The organism is Halomonas llamarensis, from assembly GCF_023555005.1.
In the GTDB taxonomy this organism is placed as follows: Bacteria; Pseudomonadota; Gammaproteobacteria; order Pseudomonadales; family Halomonadaceae; genus Vreelandella; species Vreelandella llamarensis.
In genome coordinates this window covers 35,185-48,733 of sequence record NZ_JAMJPJ010000028.1, presented here as the reverse complement: position 1 = coordinate 48,733, position 13,549 = coordinate 35,185, and the positions used below count along the sequence as shown (strand labels likewise).

Below are 13,549 nucleotides of genomic sequence, written 5' to 3'. Positions count from 1 at the left end.
CTGCGCCAGTTCGCCCTGAATCTACTCAAACGCCATCCGGATCGTCGTAGCATCAAACGCAAACGCCTCAGCGCTGCCGCCAACGATGAGTTCCGCGCTAACCTCGTGTTCCAACAGGAATGATTATTCGGGAGCCCTGGCTGAGGTCCTTGATCTGCCGTTCGATGGCGTAGAGTTTGTTGATATGGCTAAGTCCTACCTCGGCCTTGGCTGGCGTGGCGTTCTTGCCTTTTGCGTTTACCTTGGCCGCCTTAGAAGCTTCCACGAACTTACGCCGCGCATGGTCCCAACAGCCAATGCGGGTAATGCCGTTGGAACGGCATACCTGGCCGTAACCGGCGTAGCCATCGGCCTGCAGGATCCCTGAGAAGTCGTCGAGTAGGCGCACCGGTACGCTGCCGCCGCGGGACGGGTCGTAGGCAAAGAGCACTGATAGCTGGTCCGGCGGGCCACCTCGGGTGACACACATCCATTTATCTGACTGAGCGGTCTTGCCATCTTCCTTGAGCACTTGCAGCCGCGTTTCGTCGGCTTGCAGATACGCGCTGCTGTTTTGCACTTCGCGCATCAGCGTGATCAAGGGCGTGAAGACGTCATTCAGGCGGATGATCCAGTTGGCCATCTGCGTGCGGCTAACGGTGTGACCTAACCGCTTGAACATGCCTTCCAAGCGGTACAGTGGCAAACCGTCGGCGTACTTGGATGTGATCACGTACGCCAGCAGTGACGTCGACGCCGTGCACTTGCCTAGCGGATGAACCGGACGCTCCGCAGCGAGGAGATGGTCGTTTCCCTCAAGTGGGAACACTGCTTTTTCCTGCCAGTATTCGAGGACTTTCAGCTGAGCGGGGATGAACTGGAGCTCTTCTTTTACCTTGGCGAAGAAGGTCTTGGTCGCCCCGACTTTTTCTTCTTCGCTGAGCGTGAGCTCAATACGTTCGCGGACCAGCGTGTCGGAGAAGCCCCGTTGGTGACGCTGACGTGAGGGACGTGGTGCGTCTTGCGCTTCGACATCGTCCGGCAACTGATCGCGTAGCGCCTCGATGTCAGCTTCCAGCTCGGTCTCATCGAACAAGTGGGCCTGATCGGCGGACTTTTCACTGCGCGCAGCGAACTGTTGAATGCGCTGCAAGCGCAGCTTCTCTTCGAGCAATTGAATATAAAGATTACGCTGTTGTAACGCCGTCTGTTGAGCCGCCACCTGTTGCTGAAGCCCCTCCACAAGAGCCACCACCTCAGCAGCGGAGAGGCCACTGAGATCAGGCATTTGGGAGGGGGCTTCGGGGTGCTTTTTCATGGGCTAATGATACCAGAATCGGCATGTTAAAGCACTGAAAATAAGGGGGTTTATGGCCTATCCGACGCTGTCATAATGCAAGGTTTTATGGCCGCGCATCAGGGTAATATCGTAGCCATCCAACAGCCAATTGATCTGCTCGCCGGTCAGCGCCATGACGTCATCCGAGGGGCCGGGCCACTTGAAGCGCTCCTCGGCCAGCGCCTTGTAATAGAGCACGAAGCCATTATCTTCCCACATCAGGCACTTGATCTTGTTCTGCTGTCGGTTAGTAAAGGCATACAGCGCCCCGCTAAAGGGGTTGTATCCCAATTCTTGCTCCACCAGTAACGCTAGGCCGTTGGCTTGCTTGCGAAAATCGACCGGTGCGCGGTACAGGTAGATCTCGGGCATTTCCCACGCGGGGCGTAAATAGCGCGGCCGTTTCACAGTTGCCTCAGGATATCGCCCAGTAACGCCACGTTGCCCGCGTGCAAGCCCGTGACCGTGATACCGCCGGGCAGTGATACCGTAAGACCCGTGGAATCTATTTCTTTTGCGGTGACGGTATTGGGATACGCGACGGTGGCAAAACCGGCGACCGGTTCTTTTGTTGACGATGCGCTGGCCAAGAGCTTTTGACGCCAGTAAGAAAACTGATGGTACGTTAGCGCTTGTTGCTTGCAAAACGCCATGCCGGACAAGCCAGAGGTTTGCCATTCGGTTACTTGTTGCTGCCAATATTGCTCACGTTCTTGATGCGTCATGACACCACCTCACAAAAATCTGATGGCATCAGTGTGAGGGGATAAAAGCGAGAGCGGTAAATGTCGGTTTAAGGGCGCTTACGAACTACAAAACCATGCATATTCGTAGGCTGGGTGAAGAGGTCTTCTTGCTCAGGAAGACACCAGCTCCCTACTTTTCCACTCCGAGGACGTCGAATGATATCGACGGAAATTCCGTGTTGTTGATTTATGGTTTGGGCGCATTGACCAGCGTAACCACTATCTGCAAAAAACCTTTGATATTGAAGGGTATTTAGTAACTGTGCTCGCCATGACTGGGTGTGCTCCATGGGGATCCGGGATGCTGGCGGCCGTGACACTAATCGCTAGAACAAGTCCTAGCGTGTCAACCAAGATATGTCGTTTTCGGCCTTTTACCTTCTTTCCTGCATCGTACCCGCTCTCGCTTCCCTGAGGAGAGTGACGTGTTGATTGAGCATCCAATACTGCTCCAGTTGGTTCCGCATTGCGCCCCTCTCGTTCACGCCACTGCGCACGTAACCAGTCATGCATTTTTCCGAATTTTCCCTCTGCGCTCCATCGCCGGAAAGTTCGATACACATTTTGCTAAGGCGGGAACTCTTTTGGCAGTATCCGCCACGAGCAGCCACTTCTGACCACGTAACAGCAGGCATCGACAAGTAGGCGCCTTGGGTAACGCGGAGGAACTCCGCGGCCACCTTCCGTTTCAAAGATGTCTGATACAAGCTCCCACTCAGCACCACTTAAGCAGCTTGGATACTGCTGCTCTGGGGCTTGATGACGATGTTGGTCAGTGTACCCATAGGGAGAAGGTTCCTCTGTTCTAGTCGGGGAATCCACTGTGGGCGACGGTTCTCTTAGGCGTTTAAAGCCTTTATCTTTCAGTTGCTTAGATAGATGATCTTCATGAGTATGTACGCCTGTCCGGCGAGCAAGTTCATCACGAAGCTCTCCAAGGCTTGACTCTGGCTTCTCCTTGATAACTTCACGTAGTACTGCAAGTTCTCGTTCCTGGATCTTGCTTGGACGACCTCGTTTCGCCATCTGCTGCTCTGCCTTTATATCTCGAGCTAAGTCAGTACAGCATACTCTATTTTGTAAACACCTTCTCAGGCCTTGAACTCGCTTCAAGCGCGACTGGGGGCAAGCCTTTAGCCTGATATTCTTTGCTCTAGCAACCCCGTTAGTAAACACCTTCATATACGTATTTTCGGCTATTATCTTAACCATTTTATATTCCAGTGCCTATCAGCCAACTGGCAGCCCCCAAGCGGGATCGATGGAGGATGCCCAATAGTATTGAAGAGCCTGTCGCAAAGCTGGCAGATTTAACTGATAGCTAGATTGCCTTAAGCTGAGTGGTGCCAACAAGCACCGCCAGCGTAATCGTCTACAGCACCACCAACACCAGCCCCGCCAACATCACCAGGGTGCCAATGGCCTTTGCCCTGGAGGCAGGCTCCTTGAGCCATAGCACGCCCATCAATACCCCCACCGGAATGGAAAGCTGGCGCAGCGCCACCACATAACTCACCTCGTCGGTGAGCGCCATGGCGATTAATACCAGACCATAGGTGCAGGTCATCATCAATCCGGTAACGACCAGCATGGTGAATCCCTGCTGGCGAAGCGCAGGCAGGCGGTGACGCTCTGCCGGGAGCATTGCCAGCAGTGGCACCGCCCAGGTGAGCGTCATCAGCGCTTGCAGCACCATAAACACCGCCCCGGCGGTTAACCCGCTATGCCCGGCTCTCTGCATCAGCCCCAGCGCCTGCTTATCGATCAGCGAGTAACCAACCGTACCGACAGCGGCCAGCAGCGCAAACCCCATGGCAGGTGTTAGGTAGGTGGAAAGCCTACGCGCCTGGGGGTGGCTAAGCGGCAGGCAGAGTGCGCCTATCACCACCAATACCATGCCGAGGCCATCCCAGCGATCCAGCACGCGGTTGCCCAGCAGCGCAATGGATACCAGTGGCACCAGCACCACCGGCAGTGCCCGGGCAATAGGGTAAAGCACGCTGACGTCTCCCCTGGCGTAGGCCCAGGCCAGGCCGCCCATATAGAGCATTTGGCACAGCCCCGAAAGCGCCAGCCAGCCCCAAAATGTGCTCGGCAGTGCCGCTAATGACGGCCCAAGCCACACCAGCGGCAGCAGCACTACCCCGCCCGCGCCGTAAGCCAAGGCAAAAGCGGACAACGACGGCGCGTTGCGCTTGCCCAGCACGTTCCACCCGGCATGCATACACACCGAGACCAGTACCAGCGTAAAGGCAATTGGACTCAAGGTCGCTCTCCCCGCCGAAGGCGGGCATTAATGTCATCCACAACGCCAGGTAGCCCGGCAATGGTCTCAATACAATAATGCGGCGCGGAGGGCGCAAATTGGTCGGCCACTCGATCATGGGCCGCTTGGCGCTCTGCATCGCCGAGCGCTTGATACTGCGCATAGGTGAGTCCCAGCGCATTGCCCGAGCAGGTAAGCGCGACTGTCCACATCCCGGCGCTGCGGCCTTCAAGAATGCCCGGCGTGGTGTCGTCGACTTTTACGCAGGCGGCCACATCGCTGACGCCCAGGGCAATCACATTGGCCAGCGCCTGGGCGGGATGAGGGCGACCGTTGGGCACGTCATCAGTCGCCACCACATGATCCACCAGCAGGCCGTTATCAGCAGCCAGGGCGACGACTTTTTCCATCACCACCGCCGGGTAGCCGGAGCAGGAGCCGATTTTCAGTTCCTGGGCGCGCAATGTCGCCAAGGTGGCGAGCGCGCCAGGAATTACCGTCGAGTGATCGGCAATTTTGGCTATTTGCAGCGGCATAAAGCGCTCGTAAAGCGCCGTGACATCGGCATCGCTGGGTGCGTGACCTACCGCCTGAACAAAGCGTTCGGCGATCTCCGGCTGATTGCATAGAGTACGAATATGATCCCACTTACCCATACCCATGGGGCCGCGAGCTTCTTCCAAGCTAATCGCCACGCCTAGTTCAGCAAAGGCTTCGACAAATATCTGGGTGGGTGCAAAGGAGCCAAAGTCGACCAGTGTGCCCGCCCAGTCACAGATAACCGCTTGTAAGCATTGGGGAGTTTGATAATGCATTAGGCGCTCCCTGATGGTGAAGATAAGTCAGCAATGAGAGGAACATCCATATCCTCTAGCACGTCTTGAATGGCGCTTAACAGTTGCGCGATCACCGTCGTGCCTAGCTGACCAATGCAGCCGATGCGAAAACTCTCCACTTCGGTCAACTTGCCGGGGTAGATCAAAAACCCGCGCGCCTTTAGCGCCGCGTAGAAGGCGTGAAACTCAAACGCTGTGTCGGTTGGGCTTAAAAAAGTGGTGATGATCGGCGATAGCCATTCGTCTTCCAGCAGTGTGCTGAAGCCTAGCGTCCGCATGCCTTTTACCAACGCATCACGATTGCGGGTATAGCGCGCGCAGCGCCCCGGCACGCCGCCCTCTTCCCGGTGCTGGGCAAGCGCCGCCTGAAAAGCCACCACGGTATGCGTGGGCGGCGTAAAGCGCCACTGGCCGGTGCGCTCCATATATTCCCATTGGGCGTGCAGATCCAGACTCAACGAGTGAGCGCGACCTTCGCCTGCTTCAAGCAGCGCCTGGCGGATAATTACAAAGCCAAAACCCGGCACGCCCTCAATGCATTTATTGGCGGAGGAGACCAGCACATCAATAGGCGTTTTTGCGAGGCTGATGGGGATGCCGCCAAAAGAGCTCATGGCATCCACAATGAGCGTTTTACCATGGACGTGCACCACGTCAGCGATGGCTTCTAGCGGGTTCAAAATGCCTGAGCTGGTTTCGCAGTGCACCAGAAATACCGAGGTAATCGCTGGGTCTTGCTGCAACAGTGCTGCGACTTCATCAGCTTGTGGTGGCAGATAGTCGCCTTTATCCAGTGTCACGTAACGGCGGCCCATCATGTGGAGCAACTGCGCCGCGCGCTTACCGTAGGCACCGTTCATCAGCACCAGTACTTTGCCGCTGGGATCCGCAGCGCAAGCCAGCGCACTCTCAACCGCAAAGGTGCCACTGCCCTGCATGGGCACGCAGGCGTACTCGTCGCTTGGCGCCTCGACCATGGCAAGTAACTGGGTGCGAATGTCGGCCGTTACCTGGTTAAAGTCGTCATCCCAGGAGCCCCAGTCGCGCAGCATGGCTGCTTTGGTCGCGTGGGAAGTCGTCAGCGGCCCGGGGGTTAATAGATAAGGCTCTTTAATATGATCGATCATTTTGGTCTATACCAGATTTTTTAAACACTTTAACCGCAAGCACAACGGCGGTCTAGATGCTGCCTAGCCCGCCATGCGCCAACGCTGGGCGTTGTTTAATAGGACATAAGTAAGAACTGTGTGAAGCAGCTTCACCACTAGCGAGGTTAGGAAAATCAGCACCGCCATAGCCGCAGCGCTGGCGAAGTAGCCCGCTTCATCCAGATGGAGAACCGCCACAGAGGCCAGCCGCGTGTCGCTGTTATAGAGAAACACCACCGCGGACACCGTGGTCATCGCATTGACGAACAGATACACCGATATATCCAGCACCGCGGGTAGCGACACCGGCAGCGTCACCCGGCTGAACGTGATCCAGAACGGTACCTTAAGTGAGGCTCCCACCGCTTCAAACTCGGGGTCGAGCTGTTTTAGCGCGGTGACCGAGGTGAGGTGACACACGGTGTAAAAGTGAATCAAGGTATTAAGCACCAGAATCATCAGCGTGCCGTATAGCCAGTTAAACGGATTACCCGCCTGGTTGAAGAAGAAGATATAGGCAAGCCCCAGCACCATGCCGGGCACCGCCATGGGCAGCATGGCCATAAAGTGCAGCCCTTGGCGCAGCGGGCGGTAACCTTCGCTCTTTTCGATCAGCCAGGCATTAAAGAAGATCACCAGCGTGCCCACCAGCGCCACGCTAAAGGCAAGCTTGAGCGAGTTAAACCACGCTCCCCAGCCGCCATCGGCCATGCCTTGAAAGGTATAGTGTTCAAAGGTGATCGATAAGTTGTAGGGCCAAAACTGTACCAGCGAGGCATACACCGCGGTGCCGATCACCAACACAATGGCACCGGCCACCGCGTAGCAGAGTAGCGTAAATACCCAGTCCCGCAGCGGGCTGGGGGTGGGCTGCCACGGCACTGCCCGGGCCGAGAGCTGGGCCACCTGACGGCGCTGTATCCAGCGATCAACGATAAACGACAGCACTGCGGGTAGCAGCAGAATCACGCTGACTACCGCGCCCATCTGAAAGTTCTGCTGGCCGACGACCTGACGGTAGACATCGGTGGCCAGCACGCTGAACTGACCACCGATGATTTTCGGTACGCCAAAGTCGGTAATCGCCAGGGTGAACACCACAAACAGGCAGGAAATCAGCCCGTAGCGCACACCAGGCAACGTAATGGTCAGAAACGTCCGCCACTTGGGGGTGCCCAGCGCTTCGGCCGCTTCGTAGAGCCGCGCATCGCTGTTGGTTAGCGCGGTGGTCAGCAGCATCAGCGCGTGGGGGAATATCCAGAAGCTCATGCCCATCACAATGCCAATTGGCCCATAAATCGACTGGCCCGCCAACACGTCGCGCAGAAACCCCTGGTTGCCGAACAGGTAAACCAGACTAATGGCGGGCAGCAGCGACGGCGCCAGAATAGGCAGAATCGCCAGCATGCGAAACAGCCGCTTGCCCGGCATGCAGGTGCGGGTAATCCCGTAGGCGCATAGAAACGCCAAGCCGACCACCACTGCGGTAGTCATCAGCGCCACCCGCAACGAGTTGACAATCGAATTGACCAGCGCGGGGGTTTGAAAATAGTCAACAAAGTTGGCCAGGCCGATGAAGTCACCGGCACGGTCCTGCAGGCTTTTAACCAGCATGGCCACCAGCGGAAACAGCAGGCCCACCACCAGCAAGGCGACCCCGGCGAGGAGTGCCAACAAACGAATCAATGACTCCAGCGACGGCCTGGTTAACGACGTTGAGAAGGCGTTGGCGATCATTGCTGGCTGCTCCCTGCGGGGTACAGGCGGGCGGCTTCCGTGGGCAGGTGAATCGATAGCATCTGCCCCACAAACAGGCTTAGGTCACTACTATCCCGGCTGGGCACATCGGCAATTAGCGTTTGATCGGCTTCCGTTAGGCGCAGAGTGACCCGCTGAAAGGGACCTAAAAACTCGATGCCAATGACTTCTCCCTTCAGCGCTCCCGCTTCATGGCTTAGGGCCACGGCTTCCGGCCGGATAGCCAGCTGGGCGGCCTGGGACGCCTCCAGGATATGCGGCAGGCAGGCGCAGGGCGTGGTACCCAATAACGCTCGGTTATTGCCCTGTGCGGTCACTTCCAGGAAGTTCATACTGCCAATAAACGAGGCCACAAAGGCGCTGGCAGGCTGGTGATAGATCTCGGCCGGGGTGCCCACTTGCTCAATCACGCCGTGGTTCATCACCACAATGCGGTCGGCCATGGTCAGCGCCTCTTCCTGGTCATGGGTGACCATGATCGTGGTCACCCCCAGGCGCGCCTGGAGGGCTTTGATCTGGCTGCGTAGATGGCCGCGCACACGGGCGTCCAGCGCCGAGAGGGGTTCATCCAGTAGTAACAATCCTGGTTCGGTGGCCAGTGCCCGCGCCAGGGCCACCCGCTGCTGCTGGCCACCAGACAGCGCCGCCGGGTACTTGTGTTCGCTGCCGGTCAGGTTCACCAGGGCGAGCAGTTCGGCGACCCGCTTGTCGATACGCGCCCGGTCATCCCGGCGGTTGCGCAGCCCATAGGCGATATTGTTAAACACCGTCAGATTGGGAAACAGCGCATAGGACTGGAACACAATGCCGAAGTCTCGCGCTTGGGTGGGCAGCCGGGAAATATCCTTGTCGCGCTGAATCAGCGTACCCGACGTTTGCTGGGTTAGCCCTGCAATGGTACGCAGCAGGGTGGTTTTGCCGCAGCCGGAGGGGCCCAAAAAGCAGACAAACTCCCCCTCGTTAATGGTCAGGGAAATACCTTCCAGCGCAGTGAAGTTTCCAAACTGCTTGGTGACGGCGTCGATACGTAAGTGCGGCGTTGTGGGGGTCATCACCGCTGGCGAGTCAGCCGCCAGCAGCGACGTCATGGTGGTGTGCATAACATCTCCAAGCCCCGGCGTTTAAGCCGGGGCAACTGATCGCGAATCGCCGCTTATTGTTCAGTTTTACCGTCGTAGCGACGCTGCCACTCGGCCAGTACGCGCTCGCGGTTCACGGCCGCCCACTTAAAGTCGGCGTCGATCATGCGCTCGGTGATGTCTGCAGGGTAGTTGTCGATGGGCTGTGCCACGCCGGGGTAGGCCACCACCGCATAGCCTTCGTTATACAGCTCGTTGGCCTCCCGTGAGATCGACCAATCCAGTAGCGTTTGCGCTGCTTCTTGCTTGTCGGTACCGGCCACCATCGCGGAAGCTTCCATATCCCAGCCCAAGCCCTCTTCAGGGAAGACAATCTCAATCGGCGCACCCTGTGATTTTAGGCGTGCACCGCGGAAGGCAAATGACACGCCGACCACAGTTTCACCGGTGGCGGCCAAGCTGCAGGGCGCGGAGCCCGAATGGGTGTAGCGGGCAATATTGTTATGCAGGCGATCCATATAGTCCCAGCCCTGCTCCTCGCCCCATAGTTGTAGCCAGCTGGCCACATCCAGGTAACCAGTCCCCGACGAGTTGGGGTTAGGCATGATCACATGGTCTTCAAACTCAGGCTGGGTCAGGTCTTCCCAGGAGGTCGGCATGGGCACGCCCTGGCGCTCGCCCTCAATGGTGTTGTAGCAGATGGCCGCTACCCAGGCGTCCATGCCCACCCAAGCCGGGTCTTCGCCGTCGCGATAGGCCGCATCGACAAATTTCGGATCCAGGTTTTCAACACCTGCGGGGGCATAGCGCTCAAGCATGCCTTCGTCTTCTAGTACCAGCAGACTGGTGGCAGCCAGGCCCCAAATCACATCAGCCTGGGGGTTGTCTTTCTCTGCGAGCAGGCGGGCGGTAATTACCCCGGTGGAGTCGCGTACCCAGTTAATCTCGATATCCGGGTGGGCCGCATTGAAGCGTTCGGCGTATTTTTGCAGGTCGTCGGACTCAACGGCGGTATACACCGTCAGTTCAGTGGCCTGGGCATTTGAAGCAAGTGCAACGGCTGCGGCACCCGCGAGCAAGGTAGAGGGGAATAAACGGCGTGGCATCATGATAGTGGTCTCCCGATCGATTGGTATAGACCAGAAGTTTGCCGCCAATAAATGACAGCGCAATGACGCTTATTTGAACGTTTTTTTAAGTAGTGGTGTAGGCGTTGAGGTGATCGCCGCTATTGCTGGCCGGAGAGTTCCACGCTGATACAGAGGGAATCATGCAGCCAGTGCTCTTCGTCGTACTCAATAGGGCGCTGCTGGTCGTCTAAAATAGCACGGTTAATATTCAGCCCCGCCGTACCGGGTGCTACCAGCAGCTCTTCGGCATCCATCGGTGAAAGCGCTTCCGAGACCATACGGATCGAGCGGTTGGCGAGAAAATGCCCCCAGCGCTCGCGTAGCAGTCCCCACAGCGACTGACCGGCGTAGATCTCCAGCAACTCTGGGGCGCGCTCGGGCACCACCCAAAGGGATTCCACCAGCACTGCGCGGTCATCCACATAGCGGCGGCGGCGAATATGGTGAAACGGCTGGTCATCCGGCAGGCCCAGCGCCCGAGCGGCGGGCGGGTGAACGCGGGCTTCCAGCTTCAACACAGCGGTGCGTGGCTGCCGCCCCTGGGCGCGCACATAGTCGTTAAAGCCCGCGTCACGGGTAGGGTCGTAGACTAACCGGGCGGGGGAAATAAACCAGCCACGCCGGTTGCTGCGGTGGATCAGGCCCTCCCCCTCCAACTGAGAAAGTGCTTGGCGCAAGGTGACGCGGGTGGTGGCAAAGCGTTCGGCCAATGACCGCTCGGCGGGGAGTTTGCCTTCCCACTGGGCGGCGTTTTGGTCGATCAAGGTGCGGAGCTGTTCAGTTAACTGTAAATAGTAGGCGTCAGACATGCACCGATTTTCCTGGCAAAGCGTTAGGCGACGAAGCGCTTGGGGACGTCCGCCAGTCTAAGCGCCGCCAGCCTTCTACGCTAGCAACCTCGGCCAGTACCGGGTCTGGGTTAACCGCCACGGGGCAATCGACATATTGCAGTAGCGGTAAATCATTGCGGGAGTCTGAGTAGAAGGTGGTGTGGCTGGGGGTGATCTGATGTTCGGCCAACCACTGCTTCAAACGCAGCACCTTACCGCCACGATAGGTAAAGATACCTTCGCTGCCGCCGGTATAGCGCGCGTCTTCATTGATGCCGTGCTCCACGCTGAGCTCTAACGCCAGCACGTGTTCAATGCCCAGAGTGGTCGCAATCGGCTCGACCAGGTGACGCGAAGAAGCAGAAATCAGCACCAGCGTATCGCCAGCCTTACGATGCGCTTCCAGGCAGGCCCAGGCCTGTTCAAAAATACGCGGCTGCAGGTGGGTGGCAACAAACCGCTCAACCTCTTTTTGCACATCTTTTACCCGGCGCCCGCGCAGGGGGGCCAAGGTCATGGCTAGATACTCTTCCAGCTTTAATTTGCCTGCGTGATAGGCCTGGTGCATCTTTTCAGCACGGGCCATAAAGGCCTCGGCATCGCTGATCCAACCTTGCTCTATCATCCATAAATTCCAGCGGTCGCTGCAGTCTCCATCCAGGAGGGTGTCGTCAAGATCAAACAGGGCCAGGCGCATGGGGCACTCCTTTCATCGCGGGTTGGCGGCGCGTAGGATATGCCAAATATGATGACAGAGCGATGACGATCATAAGGGCTTATGGTGCTAACCACCGCGCGGCAAACTCATCCGCCGGCAATAGGTGGCCGAACCAACAGGGCATACCCCGTGGCGCGCATCCTCTGGGCAATCTCGACCGCCTGGTCGGGGTCGCGCATAAAATCACTCTCAGTGAGTGCCAGAGCCAATGCCGATGCGGGCACGCCTTTATCAGTTCCGCAACGTGCTGAGCCAATAAGCCAACTGCCGAAAAATATCGGCCGCTTCAATCCCCGTCTGCATTGGTTGTCTCGCTGCCCAGTTTGATTCAGCGTATAGTGAACCACACCTTGACAGTGAAGCCCTGACACTAAACGCTTAATTGAGGCTACCTATCCACCTTCAGTATTAGATCAGTGAGCGACGGGCGGATGACCACGTTTAGCTAATACGGTCACCCGGCCAAAAAATGCCAGTCAGTGAATCGAGTCCCGGTTGATGTAAACCACGCTTAACGCGTTAGTTGATCGAGCCCTCGGGCTAAATCTCGCTGAATATCACCTTGGCTCTCAAGCCCTACCGCTACACGTATTAACCCCGGGGTAATCCCTGAGGCCATTTTTTGTGCATCGGAAAGGCGCCCGTGAGTCGTTGTTGCTGGGTGCGTGATAGTGGTTTTCACATCACCCAAATTGCCGGTGATGGACACCATTTGCGTGGCATCAATGACCTGCCAGGCGGCGGCTTGGCCACCGTTGACTTCAAACCCCAACACCGCGCCAAAGCCTTTTTGCTGCTGCTTGGCGAGCGCGTGTTGGGGATGATCCTCCAATCCACTGTAATACACACACGCCACGCTCGGGTGCTGTTCAAGCCACTGCGCCAGCTGTTGCGTATTCTCGCAGTGTGCGTTCATCCGCAGCGATAGTGTCTCTAATCCTTTGGTAAACACCCAGGCGTTAAACGGGCTCAAGCACGGTCCGCAAGTCCGCACCACGCCGAAAACCTCTTCTAAGAGCTGATGACTACCCACTACCGCACCACCTACTGCTCGCCCTTGACCATCCAAATATTTAGTCGCCGAGTGGATAATCAAATCAGCGCCAAGCGCCAGTGGTTGCTGCAATGCCGGGGTTAAAAAGCAGTTATCAATCGCCAATAAGGCACCGTGACGTTTTGCCAGCACCGCGAGTGCCGTAATATCAGCAATTTCCGAAAGCGGGTTCGATGGCGTTTCCGCAAATAGCAACTTAGTCGCAGGCGTAATGGCGGCTTCCCACGCGCTAAGATCGGAAAGTTCCACGTAGCGGGTGGTAATGCCTAATTTTCCCAAATACTTATCAAATAAACTGACCGTGGAGCCAAACAGCGAGCGCGATGCGACAATTTCATCACCAGCCTGCAAAAGCGCAAGTGCTGTCGACAAAATCGCAGACATACCAGAGCTTGTCGCCACACAGCGTTCCCCGCCCTCAAGCGCAGCAAGACGTTTTTCAAACGTGCGCACCGTTGGGTTGGTAAAGCGTGAATACACATTGCCCGGCTCTTCGCCACCAAACTTCCGCGCCGCCTCAGCAGCACTGCCGTACACAAAGCTAGAAGTCGGGAAAATCGGCTCAGAATGCTCTTGTTCGGCGGTACGCTCATGACCGGCACGAATGGCCAATGTTTCCAGTGACCATGACGGCTCTACCGTATCATCTTGCATTTTAATCTCTCC

The 13,549-nt window shown here is 57.2% G+C and carries 13 protein-coding genes and 1 pseudogene; all 14 read right to left on the bottom strand.

The annotated features are described in order from the left end of the window. Positions 1–127: 127 nt before the first annotated feature. A pseudogene (tnpC, locus tag M8006_RS14220) lies at positions 128–1,297 on the bottom strand (IS66 family transposase); the annotation flags it as partial. 57 nt (positions 1,298–1,354) lie between these two features. Further along, positions 1,355–1,726: an IS66 family insertion sequence element accessory protein TnpB gene (tnpB, locus tag M8006_RS14215; RefSeq protein ID WP_250083301.1), complete on the bottom strand. Its 372-nt coding sequence runs from the start codon at positions 1,724–1,726 to the stop codon at positions 1,355–1,357. Further along, positions 1,723–2,043: an IS66 family insertion sequence element accessory protein TnpA gene (gene tnpA / locus M8006_RS14210; protein WP_250083300.1), complete on the bottom strand. Its 321-nt coding sequence runs from the start codon at positions 2,041–2,043 to the stop codon at positions 1,723–1,725. The genes tnpB and tnpA overlap by 4 nt, the downstream gene beginning before the upstream one ends. A 240-nt stretch (positions 2,044–2,283) precedes the next feature. Next, positions 2,284–2,577, bottom strand: a complete 294-nt coding sequence (locus tag M8006_RS18430) for a transposase (RefSeq protein WP_430886834.1) — start codon at positions 2,575–2,577, stop codon at positions 2,284–2,286. A 54-nt stretch (positions 2,578–2,631) separates the two neighbouring features. Continuing rightward, positions 2,632–3,090: a transposase gene (locus M8006_RS18425; RefSeq protein ID WP_430886833.1), complete on the bottom strand. Its 459-nt coding sequence runs from the start codon at positions 3,088–3,090 to the stop codon at positions 2,632–2,634. A 346-nt stretch (positions 3,091–3,436) separates the two neighbouring features. Then, positions 3,437–4,330: an EamA family transporter gene (locus M8006_RS14205; protein ID WP_250083297.1), complete on the bottom strand. Its 894-nt coding sequence runs from the start codon at positions 4,328–4,330 to the stop codon at positions 3,437–3,439. Then, positions 4,327–5,145 (bottom strand): phosphonoacetaldehyde hydrolase, encoded by an 819-nt coding sequence (gene phnX, locus M8006_RS14200; RefSeq protein WP_250083295.1) that lies wholly within the window; start codon positions 5,143–5,145, stop codon positions 4,327–4,329. The genes M8006_RS14205 and phnX overlap by 4 nt, the downstream gene beginning before the upstream one ends. Continuing rightward, positions 5,145–6,293 carry a 2-aminoethylphosphonate--pyruvate transaminase gene (locus tag M8006_RS14195; protein WP_250083293.1) on the bottom strand — a complete coding sequence of 383 codons (1,149 nt, stop codon included), beginning with the start codon at positions 6,291–6,293 and terminating at the stop codon, positions 5,145–5,147. The genes phnX and M8006_RS14195 overlap by 1 nt, the downstream gene beginning before the upstream one ends. Positions 6,294–6,356: 63 nt before the next feature. Continuing rightward, on the bottom strand, positions 6,357–8,051 hold the full coding sequence (locus M8006_RS14190) for a putative 2-aminoethylphosphonate ABC transporter permease subunit (RefSeq protein ID WP_250083291.1): 1,695 nt from the start codon (positions 8,049–8,051) through the stop codon (positions 6,357–6,359). After that, the gene (locus M8006_RS14185; protein ID WP_250083289.1) at positions 8,048–9,172 is read right to left on the bottom strand and encodes a putative 2-aminoethylphosphonate ABC transporter ATP-binding protein; all 1,125 of its coding nucleotides are present in this window, start codon (positions 9,170–9,172) and stop codon (positions 8,048–8,050) included. The genes M8006_RS14190 and M8006_RS14185 overlap by 4 nt, the downstream gene beginning before the upstream one ends. Before the next feature lie 53 nt (positions 9,173–9,225). Next, positions 9,226–10,260 (bottom strand): putative 2-aminoethylphosphonate ABC transporter substrate-binding protein, encoded by a 1,035-nt coding sequence (locus tag M8006_RS14180; RefSeq protein ID WP_250083288.1) that lies wholly within the window; start codon positions 10,258–10,260, stop codon positions 9,226–9,228. Positions 10,261–10,379: 119 nt separating this feature from the next. Continuing rightward, positions 10,380–11,090, bottom strand: a complete 711-nt coding sequence (locus tag M8006_RS14175) for a UTRA domain-containing protein (RefSeq protein WP_250083285.1) — start codon at positions 11,088–11,090, stop codon at positions 10,380–10,382. Then, positions 11,083–11,808: an HAD family hydrolase gene (locus M8006_RS14170; protein WP_250083284.1), complete on the bottom strand. Its 726-nt coding sequence runs from the start codon at positions 11,806–11,808 to the stop codon at positions 11,083–11,085. The genes M8006_RS14175 and M8006_RS14170 overlap by 8 nt, the downstream gene beginning before the upstream one ends. A gap of 532 nt (positions 11,809–12,340) precedes the next feature. Next, positions 12,341–13,537, bottom strand: a complete 1,197-nt coding sequence (locus M8006_RS14165) for an O-succinylhomoserine sulfhydrylase (RefSeq protein WP_250083281.1) — start codon at positions 13,535–13,537, stop codon at positions 12,341–12,343. Positions 13,538–13,549 lie beyond the last annotated feature (12 nt).

Coding starts and splice junctions, on each gene's coding strand:
- tnpA (WP_250083300.1), bottom strand. CDS start 2,043: ATGACGCATCAAGAACGTGAGCAATATTGGCAGCAACAAGTAACCGAA.
- M8006_RS18430 (WP_430886834.1), bottom strand. CDS start 2,577: ATGCATGACTGGTTACGTGCGCAGTGGCGTGAACGAGAGGGGCGCAAT.
- M8006_RS18425 (WP_430886833.1), bottom strand. CDS start 3,090: ATGGCGAAACGAGGTCGTCCAAGCAAGATCCAGGAACGAGAACTTGCA.
- phnX (WP_250083295.1), bottom strand. CDS start 5,145: ATGCATTATCAAACTCCCCAATGCTTACAAGCGGTTATCTGTGACTGG.
- M8006_RS14195 (WP_250083293.1), bottom strand. CDS start 6,293: ATGATCGATCATATTAAAGAGCCTTATCTATTAACCCCCGGGCCGCTG.
- M8006_RS14190 (WP_250083291.1), bottom strand. CDS start 8,051: ATGATCGCCAACGCCTTCTCAACGTCGTTAACCAGGCCGTCGCTGGAG.
- M8006_RS14185 (WP_250083289.1), bottom strand. CDS start 9,172: ATGCACACCACCATGACGTCGCTGCTGGCGGCTGACTCGCCAGCGGTG.
- M8006_RS14180 (WP_250083288.1), bottom strand. CDS start 10,260: ATGATGCCACGCCGTTTATTCCCCTCTACCTTGCTCGCGGGTGCCGCA.
- M8006_RS14175 (WP_250083285.1), bottom strand. CDS start 11,090: ATGTCTGACGCCTACTATTTACAGTTAACTGAACAGCTCCGCACCTTG.
- M8006_RS14170 (WP_250083284.1), bottom strand. CDS start 11,808: ATGCGCCTGGCCCTGTTTGATCTTGACGACACCCTCCTGGATGGAGAC.
- M8006_RS14165 (WP_250083281.1), bottom strand. CDS start 13,537: ATGCAAGATGATACGGTAGAGCCGTCATGGTCACTGGAAACATTGGCC.